This window comes from Thalassotalea sp. PLHSN55 (assembly GCF_052030545.1).
Classification (GTDB): Bacteria; Pseudomonadota; Gammaproteobacteria; order Enterobacterales; family Alteromonadaceae; genus CANMXU01.
Window position 1 is genome coordinate 31,954 of the sequence record NZ_JBPDIH010000009.1, and the last position, 23,802, is coordinate 55,755.

Genomic DNA, 23,802 nt, shown 5'->3' on the forward strand with positions numbered 1-23,802 from the left:
AGCATCTCTCCTTGTATTGCGATAATGTTTAGCGAAAACTGCTGCAGTCTATTACTTTTATATGACAGTTTTGTTACAAGTCGCTGAGAATGCTGTACTTTATTATTAAAATCTAATTTTACTTTTGTGCGATTTATTCTAGGCGGTTACCACGGCACTAATAAATACTAACCTTTAGGAATGGCTTGATTGACATAAACATCAAAACGGTTCTTTTTCATGTTAATGCTAGTTGACGGTTTTTTATTGGCTAATGGTGGCGCATAAGAAGGGCGTTTTACCACCACGCGATATTTGGCCAGTTCAAGTGCTGGCGCGAGTAAAGCATCGGCGTCTAAATCTTCCCCGACTAAACTTTGAAATACGCGCATTTCTTTTTTCACTGCGGCTGATTTTTCGCGGTGTGGATACATAGGGTCAAGGTAAATAACATCCGGTTGCTGCGCTAAATTCATCGACTCAATTGATGAGGCATGAATTAGTGACATTTGCGATTGCATCATTTCACCAATATCACTGTTTAGCTGAGCACGTTCAAGGCCATCTGCCAATAAAGCGGCAACCACAGGCATGCGCTCCATCAAGGTCACTTTACAACCGAGCGAGGCTAAGACAAAACCGTCACGACCTAAACCGGCAGTGGCATCAAGCACATGGGGGGTAAAGCCGTGTTTTAAGCCAATGGCTTTGGCAATGTCTTGGCCACGTCCGCCACCAAATTTTCGGCGATGGGCAACCGCGCCTTCAACAAAATCAACACAAATACCGCCCAGTTTAGGCTCGTCTAATTTTATCAGCTCTAAATACTGCTCGTTGACTTGCAATAAAAAGGCAAGTTCTGGGTGACTCGCTGCGGCATTTTTATCGCCAATGTAGGTAAACTTCCATTTGTTGGCAATGCGTTTGGCTTGCTCTGCGTCGGTTGAATTAACGTAAGCAACGGCAATATTATTCATGGCTTTCAACTTGAATGTGGTTATCGCCAGTAGCGTAGGCAACTAAGCGGCTTAATTGCGCTAAAGAAAAATCGCTTTCTTGTTGCCACTGATTAAAACTCGCTTGAATGGCGGCTAAGCTGCCTTTGGTTTGAATGCCGCCGCTAATAATATCGCGGCCACGAAAATAGGCTTCAATATCGCGTGTTAATAAAAAGGTATCTTTGCCTAAAGCGCGCAGGGCATAAGGGCCAGTATTGCCGCCTAATCGGGCGCCATGTTTTTTCAAATAGGCCCATAAACCAATAATGTCGTTACTAGGCCAGTTAGCGATAAATTCGGCAAAACTATGGCCGTTTTGCTGTTCTTCAAACATCATTTGCGCATTGGCTTTAATGGTTTTGACTTTGTTGAAGTTGCGAATAATTTTAGGATCAGCGGCTTTTCGCTCAAGCATTTCTTCGGGCATCATTAAGATTTTTTCAATGTTAAAACCAAAGAAACTTTCTTCAAAATCAGGCCATTTATTTTCGACAACGCGCCAAACAAAGCCCGACTGAAAAACTTTTTTAGTGAACGCAGACAGCACTCGGTCATCAGAAAGGTCAGTTAAAAAACGATCGTTATTGCCTTCGCCTAACAATAACATTAAGGCTGCTTGTCCGCCCTTACGCTCTGCCGCGCGATTGAAGATATCGTCAATACTTTCAAGAAGAGTTAAATCCATAAAATAGCGCCTAGCTGCCAAGGTTACCGAATAAAAGATGGCTAATTGTATAGTCGAATGGCGTTAGTCGCCAACTACTTTCATCAGAAGAATGCTAGAGCCTTACATGGTTACTGCATTTCTTCGAAATAATGAGCAAGTGCGTGGTAGCCTTGTTTAATATGCTCGATAAGCAAGGTGATTTTTTCCGGTTTATAGCGGGTGTAAGGGTAAACGGCAAACACACCTAATGATCGGGTTTTGTAGTTGCTTAATACACGCACCAATGCGCCACTTTGTAATTCGTCATAAATACTGCATTGCGGCACATAAATTAGGCCAATATCATTTAATGCCGCTTTTTTTAACGATAATGCGTTATTTGAAGACATGCTACCGCTTACTAACACAGACTTTTGCTCGCCGGAATCTTCAAATCGCCATTCGTTACTTCCTTCGGCTTGCAGATCATAACAAAGACAATTGTGGTGTTTCAGATCGTCAATGTTATCGAGCTTTTCAGCATTCGTTAAATAATTAGGTGACGCGCAAACCACCCAATTTGAGTCTAATAAAGGCACAGCAATTAATGAGGAGTCTTCTAATACCGCGGTGCGTATTGCCAAGTCGACACCTTCTTCTACCAAATCAATCAGCTTATTTTCTAGTCGTAATTCGATCGAGACATTAGGGTAGGTTTTGCAAAATTCGGCGATAAGATCTGCCAACAACAATTCCCCTGAAATGGTGGGTACCGACATGGTGATGTGGCCTGAGATATCTTTTGATAGTTCATTAACGGCGGTAAAGGCGTCATGTGCTTGTTGGTTAATGCCTTTGGCGTGTTTGTATAACAAGCGTCCTGCGTCGGTTAGGCTTAACTTTCTTGTGGTTCTATATAACAGCTGGGTATTTAACTCTTTTTCTAATGCTGAGATTTTTTTGCTGACTACCGTTTTCGACAGCCCGGTTTTTTTAGCCGCTTCGCTAAAAGAGCTTTCTTCAACTACTACCGCAAAAATGGCTAATTCAGACGCACCGCTCATATTGCTCTCATTATGTGTAAATTGGAAACAGTTTGTTTTTTTATTGTCAATATACAGGTAAATGGCAAAGGAGTATATTGTCAATATGAGCCATTATTAGTTAAGCCACTATACTGAGAAAGTTATGACCATACTGAATAGCCAACATTTACGACATTATCCGCAAAAGCCAGACAAAGTATATTTATACGGAACTTGCTTAGCTGATACCTTGTTTCCTGACTCTGGCATCGACGCCATTACATTGCTCGAGCAACAAGGCATCGAGGTTATATTTCCAATGGGGCAAACTTGTTGTGGTCAGCCTGCGTACAATTCGGGTTATCAAGAAGAAGCAAAAAAAGTGGCTTTGGCGCAAATTAAAGAGTTTCCGCTCGACATTCCTATTGTGATTATTTCAGGCTCGTGTGGCGGTATGATGCGTCATCATTATTTAGATCTGCTTAAAGACGAACCTGGCATTCAAGCATTCAGTGATCGCATTTTTGAATTTACTGAGTTTTTAGTCAATGTTGTGAAAATCGAACTTAATGATAAAGGCCATTATGAAAAAGTTGCCTTACATACTTCGTGTGCGGCGAGACGTGAAATGGGCGTGCATATTACCGGCCAAAAACTGTTAGGCCAGCTTGATAATGTTGAGCTTGTTGTTCATAACAACGAAAGCGAATGTTGTGGTTTTGGCGGTACCTTTTCAGTTAAACATGGCGATATTTCAGCGGCAATGGTTAACGATAAGTCAGACAGCTTACTGAACGCTGATGTGGTGCGTTATATTTCTGCTGACAATGGCTGTATGTTGAATATTAACGGCGCTCTTGAATACAAAAAAGAAAACTTGCGTGGCGAACATATAGCGAGCTACTTATTGTCTCGTGTTAATACTGCAACAGGAGAAAGCTAATTATGAGCGCACATCAAGTGAATCCTGGCGAAAGTAAATACGCAGAAACCGCCAGACAATTTCGTGAAAATGTTAAAAAAGATCTCGCCAATGACGAACTTCGGGGTAATTTTCGTGGTGCAATGAATTATTTAATGGATAAGCGCAAAAATGCTTTTCCAGACAGTAACGAGTTAGAAACGCTGCGTGAGCAATGTAAATTAATTAAGCAGCGCTGTTTGCTTAAGCTTCCTCATTTGCTTGAACAGCTTGAAGAAAACCTTACCAACAATGGCATTAATGTGCATTGGGCTGAAACTATCGACGAAGCTAATGGCATTATTGCCAAGCTGATTAAAGACAAAAACGGTTCGAAAGTGGTGAAAGGGAAATCGATGGTTTCGGAAGAAACCGCCTTAAATGACTACTTAGAAGCGCGCGATATTGAATGTTTAGAGGCCGATATGGGCGAGTTTATTGTTCAGCTTGCCAACGAACATCCTTCCCATATTATTGTGCCGGCAATTCATAAAAACAAAGATCAAGTTGCAGATTTATTTGCCGAGAAAATTTCTGGTTTTGAACGCACTAACGATGTCGATAAATTGATTAACGAAGGTCGCCGCGTACTAAGAGATAAATTTAAAAACGCCGATGTTGGCATTACCGGTGTTAACTTTGCCGTCGCAGAAACGGGTACTTTATGTTTGGTTGAAAACGAAGGTAATGGGCAAATGTGTACTGCGGTGCCTGATCTGCATATTGCCATTACTGGTATAGAAAAAGTGGTGGAATTTTTAGACGATGTGCCGCCGCTACTAAGCCTATTAACGCGCAGTGCAACCGGTCAGGCGATTTCAACTTACTTTAATATGATCAGCAAACCGCGTCAGAGCGATGAAAAAGATGGGCCGGAAGAAGTGCATCTGGTGTTGTTAGATAACGGTCGTAGTCAAGCGTTTGCTGATGACGAATTACGTCAAACTTTACAGTGTATTCGCTGTGGCGCGTGTATGAATCATTGTCCTGTGTATACCCGTATTGGCGGTCATGCTTATGGCACTGTATACCCGGGTCCAATTGGTAAAATTATTTCACCGCATATGTTAGGGCTTGAAGCGACTAAAGATTTGCCAACCGCTTCGTCTATGTGTGGCGCATGTGGAGAAGTTTGTCCGGTAAAAATTCCAATCCCCAAATTATTACAGCGTTTGCGCCAAGAAAGCGTAAAACCTAAAGGTGATGGCGCGCAAGTCATGTTAGGCCAAGGTTCAAACCGCAGCTCGATTGAAGCTATGGTGTGGAAAGGTTGGAGTTTAATGCATCGCAATAGCACCCTTTATCGAATTTCAATGTGGTTTGGCACGCGATTTAGAGGGCTAATGCCATCAAAAATCGGCGTATGGACTTCGGTGCGCTCAGCGCCAAAGCTTGCCCCTAAAACCCTGCATGAACGGGTAAATGAACGTAACAAGCAAATGAGTCGTCAAGGAGATAAACATGGTCGCGGTTAATGAAACAAGCGCTAAGTCGAGAAAAAACATACTGGCTAAACTAAAAGCACAAGTGGCTGGCGCTGATTATGACAAACTTCCTGATGAGCCAACATTTGCTTATCCAGATATTCCACATGAGCAATGCGTGTCGAAATTTGTTGATAATTTAACGTTGAATCATGCAGAAATTATCGAAGTTAGTGAACAGACCGTGGCAAGCGTTATCGAGCAGCAGCTGAAAAAACGAGATATTGGCCAACTGCTTTATGGCGCCAACGGAAAACATGCGGCAATGTTAGAAGGTTACTTCAATGATGATGCATCAACAGGCATTAAACTTGAACAATATGATTTTTTGCTAACCGATAATAAAGCGCGATTATTTGATCACTGCCCAGCGAGTTTTACCAGTTCAAAATGCTCGATTGCGGCAACGGGGACCATAGTGTTATGGCCTACAGTGGCAGAGCCTAGAACCTTATCGTTAGTGCCACCGGTGCATTTTGTCTTAGTTGACGCCAACGATATGGTCAGTGATTTTGCCACGTTGATTAAAACCCAGCAGTGGGCTGATAAATTACCTACCAATGCGCTATTAATTTCGGGCCCGTCGAAAACGGCGGATATTCAACAAACCTTAGCTTATGGCGCGCACGGGCCAAAAGAGTTGATTGTATTGTTGTTAAATAGCTAGGGTCTGTTGATCTTTCGAGGTGAAAGCAAGTTTTTATAGCCGGGTTTGTGGACGTTTTAGGTGATAAGACTGCTTATCACCTAAACGCTATTCTTGGCCTGAGAAGTTGATATGAAACGTTAGAATGAATTTTTATAAACGCTTACTTAAATTCGTAGGTATATGAAACACCTACTTTGCTCACGGTGCCGTAGTCATCGTCAGATACAAAACCAAAAACATTCATAGAATGTTGGTTGTTAAATTTATAAGTGGTGCCTGCGCCACCCCATGCATTTCTATAACCACCAGAACCCATACCGCCGCCGCCGAAGGTCATAAAGGTCCATTTGTCTGTAATAGGACGAAGCGCAAAAGCACCTAAATAACCACCATTGCTTGCGTTTTGTATCATGGTCATTTCGCTGGTTAATTCAGGCTCTGTTTCTTGAAAGGTTTCAGTTTTGTTGTGGTTAAACCCACCCGTTGCAAAAATTTGCCATTTACCAGTATCAACACCTAATTTATTTATCGGTAAAAACGTCCCTACCGAGTAGCTGTTTTTATTGCCACCATCGTCATATTCGCTGCGGTTTAATGAAAAGTTTAAAATACCAAAATCAAATAACCATGAACCGCCAATACGCCATTCGCTAGCGTCTGTGTTGGTTCTCACATTGATTTTTCTGGCTTCATCTAGCGCTAATGAACCTGAAATAGCGACCTCGTCGGTGTAATTAAAACCAAGTTTGGTGATAACTTTAGTCGGGTCATCAGGGTGTTTTTCTTCTTCAGCGTATGCGTTGGCAGCAAAATTTGCACTAGCGAGCAATACGGCAGATATAATCAATTTTTTCATAAACGTTTCTCTAAAAATGAGCTTAAACAAATTATAACGCTTAACACAGTTAAATTGGGGTTAAGGATAAAGCCATAAATGTAAAAGTATGTAACAAGTTAAAACTCTAAGGTGTAGTTAATGCCAACGCGGCTTTGGCTGCCAAAGCTGTCTTCAGAGGTCGAGTATGAAACATTAATGGTTTGCTGCTTCGGCATTTTGTAACTCATACCGGCGCCAATCCAGTGATTTTCGTAATCGTTGGAACCTCTGCCTAAACCGCCAAAGGCTTTAAATGTCCAACGTTCAGTGAGTGGACGTAACAAAAGCGTACCTACGTAACCGCCGTAATTGGTACTTTGTTGCATTATTTCATTTTGATAAGGGTCGAAGTGCTCTTTTTCGCCTTGTATTTCACCTTGATTATAATTAGCGCCCGCCATACCAAACCATAACCATTTGCCGGTATCGAAGGCCTTAATTGGCATAAAGGTACCTACTGAATAGTTGTTTTTGCTGCCGCCATCGTCATATTCACTGCGGCTTAAGTTAAAATTAACAATGCCAATATCAAATAATATCGAACCACCGAAACGCCATTCACTAAGGTCAGTATTAAAATTTCCGCCTATTTTGTGTCGTTCACCAAAGGCTAATGAGCCATTAAATTTCAAACTATTGTTGTAGCCTGCACCAACGCGAGTGATCACTTTGGTTGGGTCGTCGGCAAGCTTTTCAGACTCAGGTTGTTTAGCTGATAAGGAAAGTGGAGCAAGTAAAATAAGTAAGGGCAGTAAATAACGCATAATTCAGCCAAATAAAATGAAAACAGAGTGTGATTTTAGCTGAGCGGAAGTGGTTAAGCTGTGTGATAAATAACCGTTGCTGTTAACAATTGTGTGTCAAGGTTACGTAAAGTAATAGAGAAGTTGGAAGAGAAGCCAGCACAAGCGAGATAAGCCGCTTGTGCTGGGCAATTAAGCTAACTTGCGCAATTGTTAACTATTAATGCCATTATGGCGAAGTAGGGCGTCAATGCTTGGCTCGCGGCCGCGATACGCTTTAAATAGCTCGCTTGGTTCTTGCGAACCGCCTTTTTCTAGAATGTTGGTTAAGAAGTCACTGCCTGTGGCCTTATTAAAAATACCTTCTTCTTCAAAACGCGAAAATGCATCAGCCGATAATACTTCTGCCCATTTGTAGCTGTAATAACCGGCGGCATAACCACCACCAAAAATATGACCAAAACCATGTTGGAAACGATTAAACGTCGGTGGTTTTACTACCGCATATTGCTCGCGTACTTGGTCAAGCACATCTTGAATGTAGCTGCCTGAAACTTCTGGTGTGTAATCGGCGTGCATTTTAAAATCAAATAAACTGAATTCAATTTGACGCAACATTTGCATGGCGGATTGGAAATTTTTTGCGGCCAGCATTTTATCAAGCATCGCCTGTGGTAATGGTTCGCCCGTTTCAAAATGACCCGAAATAAAGGCAAGTGCTTCTGGCTGCCAACACCAGTTTTCTAAAAATTGACTGGGTAATTCTACCGCATCCCAAGGCACACCGTTAATACCGGCAACACTGCTGGCGTTAATTTGTGTAAGCATGTGATGAATGCCGTGGCCAAACTCGTGGAATAAGGTCACCACTTCATCGTGGGTAAATAACGCCGGTTTATCACCGACTGGGCCATTAAAGTTACAGGTTAAATAGGCTACTGGTAATTGCACGTCGCCATTGGTTAAACCTATGCGGCCAACACAGTCGTCCATCCAAGCGCCGCCACGTTTTTTCGCGCGGGCATAAAGGTCAAAATAAAAGCTGCCACGTTGCTGGTTGTTGGCGTCAAATACATCGTAAAACGTCACGTCTTTATGCCATGTTTCTACGTCGGTGCGCGGCTTTATGGTTAAACCAAATAAGCGGTGTACTACTTCAAATAACCCTGAAACCACTTTGCTTTCTGGGAAGTACGGGCGCAGTTCTTCATCTGAAATGGCATAGCGGCTTTGTTTGAGTTTTTCACCGTAATAGGCAAGATCCCAAGCTTGTAAGTCGGTTTGGTTAAATTCGTCGGCGGCAAATTGGCTTAACTCGTTAAAGTCTTGCTCGCCTTGGGTTTTCGATTTCACCGCTAGGTTTTCTAAAAAGCCTAATACTTCGTCAATATTGTTGGCCATTTTGGTCGCTAACGATTTTTGTGCGAAGTTGTCAAAACCTAGCAGCTGCGCTAGTTCATGACGTAGCTTTAATAACTCGTCCATAATTGGGCTGTTATCAAACTCACCGCCATTTGGTCCTTGCTCTGAAGCGCGAGTAACAAATGCGCCGTAGAGTTTTTCACGTAATTCGCGGTTGTCGCAATACATCATCACCGGGAGATAGCTTGGAATGTCTAAGGTAAATAAATACCCCTGTTTTTCTTGTGCCTGGGCTAAGGCTTTTGCGGCTTCTTTGGCGCTTTCAGGCAGTCCAGCAAGCTCTGCTTCATCTAAAATATTGACCGTAAAAGCGTGAGTCGCATCTAGGGTATTATTGCCAAAGGTAGAGCTTAGTTCTGATAAACGGGTCACAATTTCGCCGTAACGTTTTTTGTCGTCGTCATTTAAAGCAATGCCGCTTAATTTGAAATCACGCAGCGCGTTATCAATCACTTTCTTTTGCGCAGTATCAAGCGTGTTGTATTCGTCGCTATTGGCCAGTTGCGTATAGGCATCAAACAAACCTTGATGCTGACCAACAAACGTGCCGTATTCAGATAAAAGCGGTAGGCAAGACTCGTAAGCTTCACGCAGTTCATCGCTGCTTACTACTGAATTCATGTGTGATACTGGCGACCATAGCTTGCCTAAGACATCATCAACTTGGTCGATTGACTCAACAAGGTTTTGCCAAGTAAAGGTGGTGTTTTGGCTTAATACTTCATCTATCACTTTTTTACAGTTAGCAATGGCCTGTTCAACGGCAGGTTTTACATGTTCGGGTTTGATCTGTGAAAAGGGCGGTAAGGTAAACGAACTTAATAACGGATTGCTCATAGTTAGGTCAAATTTGCTGAATGTTAACTATAGATGTAATACCGCAAGCGGAGTTATTCAAGCTAAAAACAAAATTTATACGGTTTTTGAAAACTTTATCTGCCATCGGCGGTCTGTAAGCTAAGCGTTTATTTATAAAATGCTTACAAACTCAACCTTGAATAACCGTTAGATGACGCCCATATTTATTAGCAGACCCTTATTTAGGAATGAACCATGACTCAACATTTTGACTATATCGCCATTGGCGGCGGTAGTGGCGGTATTGCATCGGCCAATAGAGCAGCACGTTTAGGTAAAAAAGCAGCAGTAATTGAAGCGAAATACATTGGCGGTACTTGTGTGAATGTCGGTTGTGTGCCGAAAAAAGCGATGTGGTATGCCGGACAAATTGCTGATGCATTAAAATATGCTTACGACTACGGCTTTAATACCGAGCAAAAAGCCTATTCATGGGATCGCTTAGTGAAAAATCGTGAAGCCTATATTGAACGTATTCATGCCGCTTACCAACGCGGTTTTGACAGTAATGAAGTTACCGTGATTAATGGCTTTGCTAAATTTGTTAATGCCAATACCGTTGAGGTAAATGGTGAGCATTACACCGCCGAGCATATTACTATTGCTACTGGCGGCCGTCCGCAAATTCCAAACATTGAAGGTGCTGAATACGGCATTACTTCAGATGGTTTTTTTGAATTAACCGAGCAACCTAAAAGCGTTGCCGTTATTGGCGCAGGTTATATTGCCGTTGAACTTGCTGGCGTTTTACAAGCCTTAGGTAGCGAGTCGCATTTATTAGTGCGTAAAGCCAAACCACTGCGTAGCTTTGACAATATGCTTAGCGATACGTTGGTTGAACAAATGGCGAAACATGGGCCTAAATTACATACTCACAGCATTCCTACCCGTGTTGAAAAACATGACGATGGATTATTTACTGTGCATTTAGAAAACGGTAAGTCAGTAGGACCGATTGAAAAAGTGATTTGGGCAGTAGGGCGCGAGCCAGCGGTTGATAATATTAACCTTGAAGCGGCAGGCGTTGAGTTAAACGAGCGCGGTTTTATTGAAACTGACAAATACCAAAATACCAATGTACCAAATATTTATGCGGTTGGTGACAATACTGGTCGTGCCCAATTAACCCCAGTGGCGGTAGCAGCAGGTCGCCGTTTATGTGAGCGTTTATTTAACAATAAACCGTATGAGCATTTAGATTATTCAACCATTGCGACTGTGGTATTTTCTCACCCAGTTATTGGCACCGTCGGTTTAAGTGAAGACGAAGCCATTGCTGAATACGGCGAAGAGCATGTGAAAGTTTATAACTCGCAATTTACCGCGCTTTATCAAGCGATTACTGAAGATCACCGTGACCCAACCCGCATGAAGCTTATTTGTGTTGGTAAAGAAGAAAAAGTGGTTGGCTTGCACAGCATCGGCTTTGGCAGCGATGAGTTATTACAAGGTTTTGCGGTAGCGATGAAAATGGGCGCAACTAAAGCAGATTTTGACAATACCGTTGCCATTCACCCAACCTCGGCGGAAGAATTTGTCACCATGTAAGCATGGTGTGCATTGACGATACTATTTATCGTTTTATCGTTTGAGACAAAAAAAAGTTACCGATGAAATGTCGGTAACTTTTTTGTTTTTATGCCTTGGTATTTAATAACCTGAGCTTAGCTTAAATAACGTTTGGCTTTAACAGTAACGATTCATGCAATTGAGGTCTTTAAAACTTTTTTGCAGTCGCGATACCATGTTTTCTTCACCTTTGCGTAGCCATACACGTGGATCATAAAACTTTTTATTCGGGCTGTCGTCGCCTTCCGGGTTACCAATTTGCGCTTGCAAGTAGTCTTCTTTTTCTTTGTAGAAGTCTAATACCCCTTGCCAGCTCGCCCATTGAGTATCGGTATCAATATTCATTTTGATGGTGCCGTAAGAAATGGCTTCTTTAATATCACCAACATCAGAGCCTGATCCGCCATGAAAAACAAAGTCTAAACTGTGATGTGGCAAGTTAAACTTTTCAGAGACATAAGCTTGCGATTTTTTCAAAATCATTGGTTTTAAAGTGACATTGCCCGGGCTATAAACGCCATGCACATTGCCAAAAGCCGCCGCTATAGTGAAATCGGCACTGATGTTAATCAGTTGCTCGTAAGCATAAGCAATTTCATCTGGCTGGGTATACAGTTTTGAGCAGTCTAAATGGGTATTATCAACGCCGTCTTCTTCACCACCGGTGCAGCCTAGTTCAATTTCAAGGCTCATGTTTATTTTGCTCATGCGCGTTAAATACTGCGCACAAATGGCGATATTTTCTTCAAGCGGCTCTTCTGATAAATCTATCATGTGCGAGCTAAATAAAGGCTCTCCATGTAAATCAAAATAGGCTTCGCTTTGCTTAAGTAGACCGTCGATCCATGGCAATAATTTTTTTGCCGCATGGTCGGTATGTAAAATAACCGGCACATTATACAGTGGCGCGACTGCGCGAATATAATGCGCAGCAGCTGTAGCACCAGCGATGGCTTTTTCCATGCTTGGCAATTCAACACCTTTACCGACAAAAAAGCTGGCGCCACCAAACGACAATTGCAAAATAATGGGTGAATTTGCCAGTTGCGCGGCTTCTAACGCGGCATTGATTGAATTAGTACCAATAACATTGACCGCAGGATAAGCAAACTGGTGATCTTTGGCATAATTGAGTAGCGTTTTAGCCTGTTCACCGGTTACAACACCAGCAGGTACACTTTGTGATAATGGTTTCATATTGATTGCAGTATTCATACGTTTGTAAAAATTAAAGATTGATTAAACAGAATTCGGCTTACTTGCACGCTTGCGCACAAGCGTCAGTAATATTTTGCCATTGTTGGTTTTCAACCCAATCTGCTTTTGCCACCCAAGTACCGCCAACGGCAAACACATTGTTTAGCGCTAAATAGTCTTTATTGTTGCTGGCGCTAATACCACCTGTTGGACAAAAAATAATGTCGCCAAAAACAGAAGACATGGCTGATAAAAATGGAATGCCGCCTGAAAGTGACGCAGGAAATAGTTTCAGTTCGCTGTAACCATGTTCACGTGCTAGTAAAATATCAGCAGTATTTGATACGCCCGGCAATACCGGCACTGGCGAGTCAGCTAAGGCTTTTAATAACGTATCAGAAGTGGCTGGCGTAATAATAAAGTCTGCACCAGCATCAAGCGCTGCATGATGATCTTTAGCCGACAAGATAGTACCGGCACCTACTTTTAGTTGTGGCAATTGCGCTTTTATCGCTGAAATTACCGCTAACGAAGCTGGCGTTCTAAGCACAACTTCTACTAATGCAATACCTGCATCAGCCATAGCTTTGGCGATATTTACCCCTTCTTCAACGCTATTTGCTTGAATAATGGGTAATAGGGTTTGTTCTCCCATAAGCTGAGAAAATGATTTCATAGTATTCCCTTTGGAAAATATTTTAAAAATTTTGCTAATAGCGCCAGTGAATACCGACGCTACATTATGTGTTATTTAAACTTGTAGCTCTTTTTCAACAAAAGGTTGAAAGAGTTCGCTAGGCACTATTGCGCCTTTATGTTGAATAACAAAACCTGCGGCAGCCGATGCCATCTGCATGGCTTTGTTTGCGTCTAGGTTTTGCATTCTAGCGCCTAGATAGACACCATTGAATGAATCGCCGGCAGAGGTAGTATCAACAACGTTTTTAACCGGCTCTATGGCAAATTTGCTTAGCTTATTATCGACGTAAGCTAAAATGCCTGCTTCGCCATTTTTAATGATTAATTCACCAATGTCGTATTTTTGACAAAAATCGTAAACTTGCTCAGCTGTGGTTAATCCGTAAAGTTGCTCAAAATCGTCTACACCGGGTAAAGCAACATCAGCGTGTTCTAATGCTAATTCAAATTGTTGTTTCGCGTGTGCCGGACTTTGCCACATACGGGCGCGGTAGTTCGGGTCAAAAACAATTTGCACCTGTTTGCTTTTCAGTTGCCTGATAAAGGTCCAGAACTGCGCGCGATCTTGCGGATGAATGACCGCAAGCGAAATACCCGAGAAGAAAAATACATCGTCAGCGCTAAATTGTTCAACAGTGTCAGCATCAATAAACTGCATTACATCACGAGCTGCAGAGTTTTCACGCCAGTAAGTGAAACTACGTTCGCCATGCTCATCAAGCTGAATTGAGTACAGCCCAGGAATTTTAGTTGCTGAGCTAAACACTAAGTCGCAGTTGATATTTTCGCTAGCAAAATAGTCGCGCATCTCGTGGCTAAACTGGTCTTTACCTACCGCAGTGACCAAATTGACACCTGTGTTAGCAAAGGTGCGTTTTAAGTACACTGCCGTATTAAAAACATCACCGGCGAATGATTGATGCATGCTATTGGCCGAGGTTTTTCTTAACTCGACCATACATTCGCCGAACAAATAAATGTTTTTCATTGATAAAGCCTTATAACTTATGAATGTGCTTTCGATAATGGCTTATCGATAGTCTTTTTAGGTGTTAGTGGTTCAATTTTTGGAATTAATACCCAAACAGCCACCATCGCAATAATGGCAAGCGATGCACCAATCACAAATGCTGGCGTATAGTTACCGTCAGCGGTTAAAATTGGCACTAATGCGGTTAAACCTAAAGCACCTAATTTTGCCGCCATACCTGCAAAACCAGATAAAGTACCAACCGCTTTTTTACCGTATAAATCACTTGGTAAGGTTTGCACGTTACCGATAGCGGTTTGGAAGCCAAATAAAATTACCGCCATAATAATGACCGCTGTTGTTGGGCCGCCAGGATTTGCCATTGCTAATAAGGCTGGGAGCATGATTAAACAGCCTAAAGTAATAGTAAGCTTACGAGTTTTATCAACATTCCAACCGGCTTTAATGCGGTTTTGTGCTAACAAGCCACCAAACCAAGCACCAAACATGGCACCAACATAAGGAACCCAACCATAAATACCGATAGACTTAACATCCATGGCATAAACTTCGTTTAAGTAAATCGGGATCCAGAAAACAAATAACCACCAAATTGGGTCGATAGCCGCCGATGCGATAATCACGCCCCAGCTTTGCTTACGCGATAATAGTTCACCTGTAGATGGGTTATATTCTTCTTCAGAACATACATTGTTTGCATCAACTGTTTTTTGACCAGTTAATATGTATTCACGTTCTTCGTCAGTGATCCAAGGGTGATCTTTAGGTGGCGCTTTGACCAAAATAATCCATGGAATTAGCCACAATAAACCAACTAAACCAATTACTACAAAAACCATTTTCCAGCTAAAAAACACCGTTAAATAGGCAATTAATGGAATGGCGACAATGCCGCCAATGGCTGCGCCTGAGTTAAAAATACCTTGTGCTAAGGCACGCTCTTTACTTGGGAACCAGTCAGCATTACTTTTGGCTGCACCGGGCCAGTTACCCGCTTCGGCAACACCTAAAATAGCGCGGAAAATACTAAAGCTTAAAACGCCTTGAGCAAATGCGTGGGCAGCAGTGGCTAACGACCAAACACCAATCGATAATACAAAACCTAAACGTGTGCCGACCCAGTCAAAAATTTTGCCAAATATTGCCTGACCAAAGGCATACGATAAGATAAAGACAATGGAGATGTTCGCATAGATTTGTTTGCGCTCTAATGCCGACTCATCAGGGAATAACTCTTCTACAATGTCTGGCCATAAAACACTCAGTGCTGAACGGTCAATGTAGTTAATCACGGTAGCGATTGCGATTAACGCAATAACCCACCAGCGTAAATTTTTCATTTTCATTATTCATTGTCCTTTAAAAAGTCTTCGCGAGGAGGGCTAAAGGTATCAATTAATATGCCGCCAGTAGGACATGTCGCACCGTGATCAGCATGCGGAGGAATCATGCAGCTGTCACCAGGTTTCATGATCTTGGTTACGCCGTCAATGTTAAAGTGAAATTCACCTTCTACTACGTAGGTCACTTGAGAATGTCTATGGGCATGGTTATAGCCAATAGCACCTTTTTCAAACCAAATTTTTACCGCCATTAATTCTTCGTTATACCCTAACATTTGACGTTTTAACCCGCCGCCTATATCTTCAATTTCAGTTTCGTTACCTGATAAAAAGTGTGCGCTCTGACTCATAACTACCTCTTTATTTCTTAATTTCGAAAAGTTTAAAACGGCCATTAAACTTATAATTTGAGCCATTATGTGAAAACTTGTTGGTTGTAGCATTATTAGCACTGTTAAAAGCAAGCATGTAATGCGTGTTATTAACTAAACTAATTTCAATGACATCGATATCGTTAACTTTAGTATGTGCAAGTGCTTGTACTTTACTAACAGCGTCGACGGTAAACTCTTTTGATGGATTAAATTCACCGTGTGGCTCTAATAAATTAACAAAAGTATGGTTTTTAGCATTTGTTTTGCGGGTGATAAACGCATTTTCATTACGTAAATTAAATAATGGATCGTTAGCACCAATTTGGGTAAATAGTATCGATGAATCGCCATCCATTAATGATGAATGTGTATAAAATCGACCATTTTCATTTAACCAAGTAATTTGTGATAAACCATTTTTCGGCTGGGCTTTTGCTTTAAGCCATAAATGTTGATAACCGTTGGCTTTACCTAATACAGGTAACTGCGTTAATTGCGTATTTAAATCAAAATTAGTACTAATTAAGTGACCTTTATAGTGCACCGGTAAGTCATATTGATGACTGTTGTTTGATTGCACGTTAAATACGTCGACAACAATAGGTTGCTCAGCCGTCGATTTATCGCTTGTTGGTAAGTTAATTAATGCCATGGTGCGCTTTAAATTTACACCTTCATAGGCAGAATCAATTTGTGCTGAGCTAATGACAACATTGTCGTTCTTAGCAAAGAATAATAGTTCAGGGTGGTTTTTATTGCCTACTTTTACGTTACCGTTAAAGTGCGAACTTTCGTCAACCACTACGGTATTATGCGCTACGGTTTGCTTGGCCCAGGTTTTGTTTTCTGGCAGGTAACGGCCACCAAACTTTGCTTCAACGTTTAAGAAACGTGCTGCGCCGTAGTCTGAAACTATTTCTTCACCCTTGTCATAAAACTGCCAAGTTAATTTGTCAAAGTGACCGTGACCTAAACCTTGTGCTGCTGGCTTAAATAATAACGCTTGTTCACCTTGTACGTCTTGGCGCATTACCACCAAGGCACCTTGTTTACCGTTGTTACCGTCACCAAAAGCGACTGAGTCAAATTGGTAAGGTGTCGCTAAGTTATTGTCTAATGCCTGTGCGACTTTTAAACCGTCGCCGGTTAAAATTATTTGCCCTTGTTGCTTAGCAATATCTAAAAAGCCGCTATCGCCAGTTAAGCCATAGGCCATAGTGACACCGATAACTAATTCAATGGTATCAATGCCTTTGTCTTTTATCGCATCGTTAATGGGGAAAAACAGTTCGTTGTAGCTTAATTGAATTGTTGTATCGATAGCGTTTAAGACAATGCCATTGCGGTATTCAAAAATTTTGCGCTCTGGTTGATTATTTTCGATTGCTTTAGCAAAAGTCACAAACGGCATTAACGCATAACGTTGATAATAAGGCCCTTCGTTGTAATAACCTTGTGGTGAAAATAGCTCATCTAGCTGCTTTAAAAAACCGCCTTTGCCTGACTTATCTAAGCCATAAAGTGCTTGTTCAACCCACTCTAATTCACCTAATACATAGCCAGTCATGCCAACTGCAGCCGTTGTCCAAGTGCCGTGATTGTGAACTTTGTTAAAGGTGTCTGGCGACTCTACTGATAAAAATTTAACAATAGGGTGAAATAAGCCTTGTTCAATCGTATTTTTTTCATCGGCAGTTAAGCTTGGTAAAATCAGATCATATGCTTGGCTGGTGTGCACTAACCACACTGCTTCGTTTAAGCTTTGCCAAAAAAGTTTACCTGGGTTTTGCTTGCCCACTTTGCGTTTTGGGTGCAAAGGTAGAGTAGGGTACAACTCCGCATAGACAAACAGCATATCGCGCACATATTGCGCATATTTTTCGTCTTGTGATAACTGGTAAATAATACCGGCATCTAACATTAATTTGTAATTCTTCTTATGGCGTTCGTGGGTATAACCACCGCCGCCATCTTTAGGTAAAGGCACGGTAATGTCTTGGGCTATTTGTGCGTCAACTGAGGCCTTACTGTTTAAATAGGTTTGTTGAAATTGACCCGGCTGCGCAATGGCTTTGCGCATTTCCACTACGTCGTTACTGTCGATAACTAAATTCGGATGTGTTGCCGCTTTACTGATGGCGGTGAATAGTAAGGCAATGCCAACGATAAATATTATGACAGCGGTAACTAACATCGACTTGTCTAATGTCGATGATGACAACACGTGCGCTGTGTTATCCGTTTTGTGATTATATGAAATGCTCAAGATACTAACCCCTACAACTTACTTGTGCTGATTATTTTTTAATACGGCGGTATGCGGCATTGGCGCATGTAACTCTACTACGCTTGGTAGCTGGGTAGAGATGAACTGATTATCGGTAATGCGAGTAACTGGTTCGCCAACAGTGTGCTCAGTTTTAATCAGTGCCGATGTTTTAATGCGGTTGTTGCTAATGTTGGCAACCTGCACACCATGCAAATGGATAAGCGCTTGTTGCTTGTTGCGCTTGCCTTTGGCTGAGTTTTCAACGGTATTATTTTTAAAATAAAGGTGCGGGCCAAACGTACTTTCGTCTTTACCGCCTCGGTATAAGTTTACTAAGGCGCCATCGACTTTATTAAAGCGATTGTTTTCAATAATTAGGTATTCTGCGTTGTAAATGCCTAAATCGTCTTGCTCTTTATTCAGTCTAAATAAATCGCCAGTGATGTTATTAAATTGATTGTTTTTAATCACAATGCTGTCGGCAAATGCGCGACTACCTGAGTCAAAAAAGTGAAATGAATGGTTAATATCCAGTTTTTCGATAATCGAGTTAGTCACTTCAAAACGGTAGTTTTTATACATGCCCCATTTTGCTGTTCTAGCGAGAGTATTGCCTGATGAATCTGGGCTATTAATACCACTTAGCGTTAAACCATTAAGGGCTAAGCTACCGCCATTTTGAATTTCAAATAAAGTGCCACGTTCAAACGTGATCACAGCTTGATGTGGCTGAGCCGATTTAATGGTAATCGTTTTATCTAATTTGATGATTTTGCTAACGGTGTATTCGCCAGCACTTAGCACTAAAGTATCGCCGTCAGCCGCGTTTTTAACGGCATCAAATAAGGCATTTTCAGCATTGCTCACTTCAATGGTTTTGCCGGAGTTAAATGCGGTAACTGGTTCTTTTTTCGTGTACCAAGGAGCACCCGTTTGTGCTTTTTGGGTAACGACTAAATCTTTACTAATGCCAACATTGCCACTATTTGGGTAAAACAAGCCATTTTCAGCACGGGTTAAACTCACATTCTGGCTTTTTATGCCTGTCGTTATTTTGTTGTTTTTTACAGGATTTGAAATGTTGTCTTGAAAGCGAATACCACTAATATCATCAAACACTGAAAAAGGTGCTTGTTGGTTTTCATTAACAAATAGGTTGTGGCTAAATTGAGAGTTTTGCGGAGTTGCTGAGCGTTCACTATCGCTACCGGCCGCTAAATGAATATGGTCAACATTAATGAAACTGTTGTTTTCAATTTGTGCATTAACCACTTGGTGATAACGATTAATAGGCGAGTTTGGTACGCCGTTCATTACAGTAAAACCACTACCAAAGCGATAACCTGTTAACCCTTCTAAGTAGTTGTTGCGAATAATTTGGTCGCGGTTGATGACACGAATACCGCCAGTGTGGTCAACGCCATTACCAAAAAATACATTATTTTCAATAAGGTTGCCGTTACCATGGCGCATGGTTAAGGTGCCACGCGACTCAAAAAAGGTATTATTGCGAATTTGGTTTTTACCCGATTTAATTGAAATAATTTCAACTTCGCCGTCGCAACGGTCAAAAAAGTTATTTTCAACTAAGGTAAATGAGTCTGTTAGAGAATAATGACTGGTGCCAATACGAAGCGTTTCACCCCCATTTGAACCTAAAATAGGACGTGGACCAAAGTAATTGTGGTCGATGCGGTGGTAGTTTTCTTGGCTGTCTTTGCTATTTAAGCGAACGGCAAACGTTACGCCTTTATTGCGTTTACCTTCAAGGTGGCTGTGGTCAAAACGGTTGTTTTTACCGTACATGCCAACCCAGTAGTCAGACTCAAAGCGATCTGGATTTGAAAAGTTGTCGATAACCACTTCAGTTACGCGAGAATGGTTCGCCAATTCGTTTTTGTTGCGGCGAAAACTAATCACAGCGCTGCTAGGGGTGTACCCATCTTTAAACACTAAGCCCGATACTTTCAAATACTCACCGGCAAGGCGAAGATTTGATTGACCCGATAGAATCACTTTACCCTTAGTTTCAGCAGTCAATTCAATCGGCTGATGTTTTTTACCTTTACCGGTAAAAAGAATTTCAAAATCGTTCCACGTGCCATTGGCCAAAATGACTTTATCGCCAGCAACTAATCTTTTAACTGCGTCTTGATAGCTAGCTTGATCTTTCACTAGGTAATCTTTTGCTAATAACTGTTGTGGTAACAAGCTGGTTGCTAGGCTAAGCATACTAACTATAAAAATTTTTGACGTTCTTAATGGCAACATATTGAACTCTTTTACAATGAATGGAAAAAGTAGGGCTCTCAGTTGGGAGACGTAAACTGAGAACCCTTAGACTAACTACAGCGATTAATTAAAACTTCGCTTTAACACCTAGGAACAATTTACGACCTGAATAAGAATAATCAGAAATTGTGCCCGGACCACGTGTTTGAACTTGTGCTTCTTCAAGTAAGTTCAACGCTTTTAGTGATACTGAGAAGTTGCTATTAATTTTGTATTTAATCGCAGCATCTAAATAGTCACTGTCTTCTACCCAACGATTGCCTTTATGTGGGAATGGCAAGTTGTTTGGTTGGAAGTAACGTGAACGGTACTTATACATTAGGCGCATCGTTAAATCGTCGCCTTCCCAATAGATAGAACCCGAGGCAACATTTTTAGAGAAGCCAAATAAGTTGGCGTCTGGGCTTATGCCCCAGTTAGCAGGCTCTTCTGAGTTAAAGTCTGAAATGGCATGGTTCCATGCACCTTGCACACCTAAACCACTTAATACGCCTGGTAATTCAGTAAAGTGTTTCTGGAAGGTTAACTCAAAACCTTTAATGGTTGAGTCTTCATCAGAAACTTGGTTAGCGCTATAGGGTATTGCTTGTGAATATGGACCAACTGAGGTTGTGCCATCAGCCAAAATAGTGGTTACCGTTGGTACACGATATTCTGTGACTCGAGTAGTACCGCCATTAAAATTTTTCCAATAACCGGCTAACGTAATTGCCATATCTAGACTTGGGTACCATTCAAGTGATAAGTCATAGTTATCAGCGGTGTAAGGCTTCATCATGTTACCTTGTGCAGAACCTTCCGCTAATGCATCGTCATAAGCGCCACATTCATTTTCCTCACTTGCTGCTGCGCTGTCACAATCAGTCAACGTTTGACCTGCAGACATTGCATTCATTGGGAAACGCGACATTGAACGATATGCGGCTGTTCTTAGTAACCATTCATCCGTTAAATGAAAGGTTAAGTTCATGCTAGGTAATACTTCGGTGTACTCATCTTTTAACGATAATCTTGCCGTTTCTTCAGAGTATTCCCAAATTTCTTGACCTTCTTCATCGATATCTTCTGTCGCTGGATCATCTTCAGCAAATGTTTGCGTTAAAATGGCTCTTTCACCCCAAGACTTAGAATTGGTTTTGGTTTCAACGTAGCGTACGCCGATATTACCGGTCACAGGTAGGTCAAATAGCTCAGTATCAATGTTGGCCATCGCATAGATTGCAGTAACTTCTTCTCTGACGTCTTTAAGTTGACCGCTACGTTTGTCTGGGTCTTCGCCAATGTCGTAGAAACCCACATCTGGGTTATTACCTTCTTCAGTTAAAAAGCCAACTTGCCCTAAATAGGCGCCAATAACACATTTTGAATCAAAGGTTAAAAAGTTTGAGGCATCACCGGCACCGCCAGCAGCACTGTGAAAGCCTTCAAGGCTATGACCATTATCACCACAAGTCATCGCACGAGCTGTTACTTCAGCATGCTCTTCAGGATAAAGGCTGTCAAAATCATTATTTGCGCCATCTCTGTCTACGTGATCGTCTGAGTTCCAGTTGTCGTCAAGAGGGCGGCGTGAACCATCGTCTACGTTAAATGCGGTTTGAATTTCTGAGTAATCGTATAAATGTTCACGTGAATGGCGAACACCTACTTCAATTGATGAAACGACTTCGTAATCGTCGAACTCGTATTGTGACGAAAATTCTAATGCCCATACGTCATCTTCGCGTTCGTCGTTTTCACGACCATATTCAAGATAAGCGCCGCCATCGCTGCCGACAAAGCTTGCCATATCACTTACATCAAAAGCAGCGCCTTGATAAGCTTCATTTCTGACTAATTCACCACCAACATTTTGGTAATAAAAGTTCGCGTTTTCAATGGCTTCATTGTCACCAATATATAACTTAGGTACGTCGCCGCGAGAATCTAATGAATAAGCAGTGGTGCTTTCGTGACGGAATTTAGCACGTTGGCGCAAACGGTAACGATACGATTTTGAGTACGACGCATCTACCGCAAATGATAAATTGTCGTTTGCAAAAAATTCAACGTTGATACCATAGCCGTCGTATTCATCAATTTGATTACGATTTTCACCTTGTAAGGTAAGTTTACCTTCACCTTCTTCATACAATAAGTTACCGCGACTATCGATAATTAAGGTTTCAGGATTTAAGTTTTTAGCACGCTCTTGTGCTAACTCCATGCGTTGTTCAGTATATTCTAAACGTGATGAAGCATAATCGATGTTGATGTCCCATTTATCATTAGGTACCCATTGAAAAGTACCCACTATATTGCGACGTTCGTCTTCATCATGACCGGTGCGCCAATATGAATCGTCTGGAATAAAGAAAATAGAGTCTGGGTCAAATTTTGCTAGGTGGTCAGCGCCGTTTTCACCAAAGTGATCAGGATTGGCATTTGGACCTAAAGTGACTAAATCGTTTGAGCGACCAGGGCTTACCATAGTATCGTTTTCAGGAACGCCATTGCTCATATCACGATCGCCACAACGTTCTTGTGGGTCGAGTGTTGTGCCACCATCGGTAGTAATAAGCGGCGAACCATCAGCTGCTCTAAAGCTACAAGCGGCTAACGTTGAGCTAGTACCATAATTTTCTTCTGGGTTAGCAGAATTACTTTGCACATAACCAAAACTAAAACCCATATCGCCTAATGCGTCGGTTTCAAAGTTTTGTACTGTTGATAGTTTAAATTCATTACCCCAAGGCGATTGATTATCTGCTTGAGTGTAATAATCATTGTATGCAGCTTGTGCTTCTATGGTTGTTTCACTTTTTCCATAATCTACTGCACGTAACGAATTTACGTCGATAGTACCTGATGTACCGCCTTCGACTAAGTTAGCTTGTTGTGATTTATAAATCGTCACTTTGTCGACTAAGCTCGATGGGAATTTTTTGAAGTTAACCGCGCGACCAGGACCTGCATTGGTAATAGTACGGCCGTTAAACGTTGAATAGCCCCAGTAAGAACCTAAGCCACGGATCGAAATTTCGTTTTGGCTACCTTTTAGGCGGTGACCAGAAGCACCAGAGACATTTTCAATTACATCAGAAAGTGATAAACCGGGTAAATCACCAAAGTCGGCAGCAGCAATTGAATCGACAATAGCTGGGTTGTTTTTCTTTTCATTTAAAGAGCGAGTCATTGTGCCGCGCATACCGCGTACTTCAATAACTTCTATTTGACCGTCTTTGTTTTTTACTTCGATGGTACTAGCCGTTTTGTCTTGCTGCTGAACTTCAACCTCTGCTTCAGCTGCATATGCGGCAGTTGTAAGTGCTGTAAATAACGCGGTGCCAAAAAACATGGCTTTGCTATTAATACTTGTTTGTGTCCTAACCGCATGACTAATTTTGCTTAGTTTCATTGTTATGCCCCGATTCTTTTATAATTTTT

General features: G+C 41.6%; 18 protein-coding genes. 4 read left to right on the forward strand and 14 right to left on the reverse strand.

Annotated elements, in window-relative coordinates; all coding sequences use genetic code 11:
• Positions 1 to 167: 167 nt before the first annotated feature.
• The 3 genes from ACRRSQ_RS16655 to ACRRSQ_RS16665 form a co-directional block, all read right to left on the reverse strand.
• Positions 168 to 956, reverse strand: coding sequence for a class I SAM-dependent methyltransferase (locus ACRRSQ_RS16655; protein WP_440876902.1), 789 nt, complete (start codon positions 954 to 956; stop codon positions 168 to 170).
• Complete coding sequence (locus ACRRSQ_RS16660) at positions 949 to 1,662, reverse strand: DNA-3-methyladenine glycosylase I (RefSeq protein ID WP_440876903.1); 714 nt, start codon at positions 1,660 to 1,662, stop codon at positions 949 to 951. The genes ACRRSQ_RS16655 and ACRRSQ_RS16660 overlap by 8 nt, the downstream gene beginning before the upstream one ends.
• 110 nt (positions 1,663 to 1,772) lie before the next feature.
• Complete coding sequence (locus ACRRSQ_RS16665) at positions 1,773 to 2,687, reverse strand: LysR family transcriptional regulator (RefSeq protein ID WP_440876904.1); 915 nt, start codon at positions 2,685 to 2,687, stop codon at positions 1,773 to 1,775.
• 124 nt (positions 2,688 to 2,811) lie between these two features.
• Here ACRRSQ_RS16665 and ACRRSQ_RS16670 point away from each other — a divergent pair, with 124 nt between their 5' ends.
• Genes ACRRSQ_RS16670 through ACRRSQ_RS16680 form a run of 3 tightly spaced genes read left to right on the forward strand, consistent with a single transcriptional unit; the run spans position 2,812 to position 5,760 of the window.
• Entirely contained in the window at positions 2,812 to 3,591 is a 780-nt protein-coding gene (locus tag ACRRSQ_RS16670; RefSeq protein WP_440876905.1) for a (Fe-S)-binding protein, read from the forward strand.
• Between the two features lie 2 nt (positions 3,592 to 3,593).
• Positions 3,594 to 5,084, forward strand: a complete 1,491-nt coding sequence (locus tag ACRRSQ_RS16675) for a LutB/LldF family L-lactate oxidation iron-sulfur protein (RefSeq protein WP_440876906.1) — start codon at positions 3,594 to 3,596, stop codon at positions 5,082 to 5,084.
• Entirely contained in the window at positions 5,071 to 5,760 is a 690-nt protein-coding gene (locus tag ACRRSQ_RS16680; RefSeq protein ID WP_440876907.1) for a LutC/YkgG family protein, read from the forward strand. The genes ACRRSQ_RS16675 and ACRRSQ_RS16680 overlap by 14 nt, the downstream gene beginning before the upstream one ends.
• Before the next feature lie 142 nt (positions 5,761 to 5,902).
• Here ACRRSQ_RS16680 and ACRRSQ_RS16685 read toward each other — a convergent pair whose 3' ends face one another.
• The 3 genes from ACRRSQ_RS16685 to prlC all read right to left on the reverse strand — a co-directional run bounded on the left by ACRRSQ_RS16685 (position 5,903) and on the right by prlC (position 9,621).
• Complete coding sequence (locus tag ACRRSQ_RS16685; protein ID WP_440876908.1) at positions 5,903 to 6,598, reverse strand: hypothetical protein; 696 nt, start codon at positions 6,596 to 6,598, stop codon at positions 5,903 to 5,905.
• Between the two features lie 98 nt (positions 6,599 to 6,696).
• Positions 6,697 to 7,383: a hypothetical protein gene (locus ACRRSQ_RS16690; protein WP_440876909.1), complete on the reverse strand. Its 687-nt coding sequence runs from the start codon at positions 7,381 to 7,383 to the stop codon at positions 6,697 to 6,699.
• A gap of 192 nt (positions 7,384 to 7,575) precedes the next feature.
• Positions 7,576 to 9,621 carry an oligopeptidase A gene (prlC, locus tag ACRRSQ_RS16695; RefSeq protein ID WP_440876910.1) on the reverse strand — a complete coding sequence of 682 codons (2,046 nt, stop codon included), beginning with the start codon at positions 9,619 to 9,621 and terminating at the stop codon, positions 7,576 to 7,578.
• Between the two features lie 216 nt (positions 9,622 to 9,837).
• Here prlC and gorA point away from each other — a divergent pair, with 216 nt between their 5' ends.
• Positions 9,838 to 11,190: a glutathione-disulfide reductase gene (gorA, locus tag ACRRSQ_RS16700; RefSeq protein ID WP_440876911.1), complete on the forward strand. Its 1,353-nt coding sequence runs from the start codon at positions 9,838 to 9,840 to the stop codon at positions 11,188 to 11,190.
• A 138-nt stretch (positions 11,191 to 11,328) separates the two neighbouring features.
• On the opposite strand, the gene fbaA is transcribed toward gorA, so the two are convergent.
• From fbaA to ACRRSQ_RS16740, 8 genes are all read right to left on the reverse strand, one after another.
• Positions 11,329 to 12,408 carry a class II fructose-bisphosphate aldolase gene (gene fbaA / locus ACRRSQ_RS16705; RefSeq protein ID WP_440876912.1) on the reverse strand — a complete coding sequence of 360 codons (1,080 nt, stop codon included), beginning with the start codon at positions 12,406 to 12,408 and terminating at the stop codon, positions 11,329 to 11,331.
• 58 nt (positions 12,409 to 12,466) lie between these two features.
• Complete coding sequence (gene eda / locus ACRRSQ_RS16710; RefSeq protein ID WP_440876913.1) at positions 12,467 to 13,084, reverse strand: bifunctional 4-hydroxy-2-oxoglutarate aldolase/2-dehydro-3-deoxy-phosphogluconate aldolase; 618 nt, start codon at positions 13,082 to 13,084, stop codon at positions 12,467 to 12,469.
• Between the two features lie 75 nt (positions 13,085 to 13,159).
• Positions 13,160 to 14,095: a sugar kinase gene (locus tag ACRRSQ_RS16715; protein ID WP_440876914.1), complete on the reverse strand. Its 936-nt coding sequence runs from the start codon at positions 14,093 to 14,095 to the stop codon at positions 13,160 to 13,162.
• A gap of 17 nt (positions 14,096 to 14,112) precedes the next feature.
• Positions 14,113 to 15,444 carry an MFS transporter gene (locus tag ACRRSQ_RS16720; RefSeq protein ID WP_440876915.1) on the reverse strand — a complete coding sequence of 444 codons (1,332 nt, stop codon included), beginning with the start codon at positions 15,442 to 15,444 and terminating at the stop codon, positions 14,113 to 14,115.
• A complete protein-coding gene (locus ACRRSQ_RS16725; protein WP_440876916.1) occupies positions 15,444 to 15,791 on the reverse strand; it encodes a cupin domain-containing protein in 348 nt (115 codons plus the stop codon). The genes ACRRSQ_RS16720 and ACRRSQ_RS16725 overlap by 1 nt, the downstream gene beginning before the upstream one ends.
• Positions 15,792 to 15,801: 10 nt before the next feature.
• Positions 15,802 to 18,009 carry a heparinase II/III domain-containing protein gene (locus tag ACRRSQ_RS16730; RefSeq protein WP_440877005.1) on the reverse strand — a complete coding sequence of 736 codons (2,208 nt, stop codon included), beginning with the start codon at positions 18,007 to 18,009 and terminating at the stop codon, positions 15,802 to 15,804.
• Between the two features lie 90 nt (positions 18,010 to 18,099).
• Positions 18,100 to 20,355: a chondroitinase-B domain-containing protein gene (locus ACRRSQ_RS16735; protein ID WP_440876917.1), complete on the reverse strand. Its 2,256-nt coding sequence runs from the start codon at positions 20,353 to 20,355 to the stop codon at positions 18,100 to 18,102.
• An 88-nt stretch (positions 20,356 to 20,443) separates the two neighbouring features.
• Positions 20,444 to 23,773, reverse strand: coding sequence for a TonB-dependent receptor (locus ACRRSQ_RS16740; protein ID WP_440876918.1), 3,330 nt, complete (start codon positions 23,771 to 23,773; stop codon positions 20,444 to 20,446).
• Between the last annotated feature and the right edge of the window lie 29 nt (positions 23,774 to 23,802).

Coding starts and splice junctions, on each gene's coding strand:
- ACRRSQ_RS16655 (WP_440876902.1), bottom strand. CDS start 956: ATGAATAATATTGCCGTTGCTTACGTTAATTCAACCGACGCAGAGCAA.
- ACRRSQ_RS16660 (WP_440876903.1), bottom strand. CDS start 1,662: ATGGATTTAACTCTTCTTGAAAGTATTGACGATATCTTCAATCGCGCG.
- ACRRSQ_RS16665 (WP_440876904.1), bottom strand. CDS start 2,687: ATGAGCGGTGCGTCTGAATTAGCCATTTTTGCGGTAGTAGTTGAAGAA.
- ACRRSQ_RS16670 (WP_440876905.1), top strand. CDS start 2,812: ATGACCATACTGAATAGCCAACATTTACGACATTATCCGCAAAAGCCA.
- ACRRSQ_RS16675 (WP_440876906.1), top strand. CDS start 3,594: ATGAGCGCACATCAAGTGAATCCTGGCGAAAGTAAATACGCAGAAACC.
- ACRRSQ_RS16680 (WP_440876907.1), top strand. CDS start 5,071: ATGGTCGCGGTTAATGAAACAAGCGCTAAGTCGAGAAAAAACATACTG.
- ACRRSQ_RS16685 (WP_440876908.1), bottom strand. CDS start 6,598: ATGAAAAAATTGATTATATCTGCCGTATTGCTCGCTAGTGCAAATTTT.
- ACRRSQ_RS16690 (WP_440876909.1), bottom strand. CDS start 7,383: ATGCGTTATTTACTGCCCTTACTTATTTTACTTGCTCCACTTTCCTTA.
- prlC (WP_440876910.1), bottom strand. CDS start 9,621: ATGAGCAATCCGTTATTAAGTTCGTTTACCTTACCGCCCTTTTCACAG.
- gorA (WP_440876911.1), top strand. CDS start 9,838: ATGACTCAACATTTTGACTATATCGCCATTGGCGGCGGTAGTGGCGGT.
- fbaA (WP_440876912.1), bottom strand. CDS start 12,408: ATGAAACCATTATCACAAAGTGTACCTGCTGGTGTTGTAACCGGTGAA.
- eda (WP_440876913.1), bottom strand. CDS start 13,084: ATGAAATCATTTTCTCAGCTTATGGGAGAACAAACCCTATTACCCATT.
- ACRRSQ_RS16715 (WP_440876914.1), bottom strand. CDS start 14,095: ATGAAAAACATTTATTTGTTCGGCGAATGTATGGTCGAGTTAAGAAAA.
- ACRRSQ_RS16720 (WP_440876915.1), bottom strand. CDS start 15,444: ATGAAAATGAAAAATTTACGCTGGTGGGTTATTGCGTTAATCGCAATC.
- ACRRSQ_RS16725 (WP_440876916.1), bottom strand. CDS start 15,791: ATGAGTCAGAGCGCACACTTTTTATCAGGTAACGAAACTGAAATTGAA.
- ACRRSQ_RS16730 (WP_440877005.1), bottom strand. CDS start 18,009: ATGTTAGTTACCGCTGTCATAATATTTATCGTTGGCATTGCCTTACTA.
- ACRRSQ_RS16735 (WP_440876917.1), bottom strand. CDS start 20,355: ATGTTGCCATTAAGAACGTCAAAAATTTTTATAGTTAGTATGCTTAGC.
- ACRRSQ_RS16740 (WP_440876918.1), bottom strand. CDS start 23,773: ATGAAACTAAGCAAAATTAGTCATGCGGTTAGGACACAAACAAGTATT.